The sequence below is a fragment of the Flavobacterium bomense genome, assembly GCF_003970355.1.
This window is the reverse complement of the sequence record NZ_RYDJ01000233.1, coordinates 1-1,102: the sequence shown is the minus strand read 5'-3', so window position 1 is coordinate 1,102 and position 1,102 is coordinate 1. Positions and strand designations below refer to the sequence as shown.

The window sequence follows — 1,102 nt, the reverse complement described above, 5'->3', positions numbered from 1 at the left end:
TACTTTAATTTGTTTTTATTCTTCAGTCGGAGACTGAAAAACACATCCTCAAAGTCGGAGACTTTGCGGAGCAGTTAGATACTCAACCTAAACTCCTCAATTATTGGGTTTGCTTTTGAAAAGTCAGTTTCTTGAATAAACAATTCTACTGCTTTAGTATTTTCAATACTTGGAAACACATTCGATTGGTTGTTATCGCGAATAACGGTTTCTATTCCTATTGCTTCAATTTTACTCTTAAGGGAAACTGCTAAAATTTCACTTCCCGAAAACACTTTCATTAATCCCATACTATTGTTTGTTGTTTATTGTTTGTTGTTGAATATCAATTATTCTTCTTCAAGACTATCTTCGTCCTCTTCAAAATCAGTTTCTTCTCCCGATTCATCCTCTTCAAAATCATCTTCCTCTTCTTCAAAATCGAATTCGAAAGGTTCTACCAACATTTTATCGGCTAGAATTTCGATTCTTTCGGTGAGCACATCCGTAAAAATAATCCGTTGGGTTTTGGCAATGCTATTCGAAATGCGCATAATTTTGGTTTCGTGACGCAATTTCAAAATGGGATCGGCATCGTCAAGAATTAACATTCGCAATCGGTTGACATTATACCCAGCAGTACTGAACAAATCGTTCAATTTGTTAGGTGTTCCAATCAAAACATCGATTCCTGTAGAAATATAATTTTTATCATAATCGGTATCTCCTTTTTCGTGCACACCAAAAACCTCTAAACCTGAATTTTTCCCGTATTGTTCGAAAAGAGCTACCATTTCCAATACTTTAGTTTTGTCTTCCACAATAATCAAAGCACGCGGAGATTCTTCATTGGTTCCAGCCAATTTTTGAATCACATTGATAACAATTGTTGTCGTTTTTCCGCTTCCATTTGGCGCAATAATAATACAATCAACACCACTTTTTAGGGTCGAAAAGGTTTCTTTTTGCATTTCATTGGCTTCCGTCAAACCATTATTGATGAGGGCTTCTTGAAGATTCTCGTTTATTTTTTTTAGTTTCATTTGCTTATTTTAGATTTAGGATTTTAGATTTTAGATTTGAAAACCTGAAAAATCTAAAACAATCTTTTTTGTTTAATTCT

Annotated in this window: 2 protein-coding genes; both read right to left on the bottom strand. The window is 34.0% G+C overall.

What is annotated here, in order from left to right; all coding sequences use genetic code 11:
* Positions 1-74: 74 nt before the first annotated feature.
* The gene (locus EKL98_RS16975; RefSeq protein WP_126563239.1) at positions 75-290 is read right to left on the bottom strand and encodes a putative signal transducing protein; all 216 of its coding nucleotides are present in this window, start codon (positions 288-290) and stop codon (positions 75-77) included.
* Between the two features lie 39 nt (positions 291-329).
* The gene (locus EKL98_RS16970; protein WP_126563238.1) at positions 330-1,022 is read right to left on the bottom strand and encodes a DEAD/DEAH box helicase; all 693 of its coding nucleotides are present in this window, start codon (positions 1,020-1,022) and stop codon (positions 330-332) included.
* Positions 1,023-1,102: the final 80 nt, after the last annotated feature.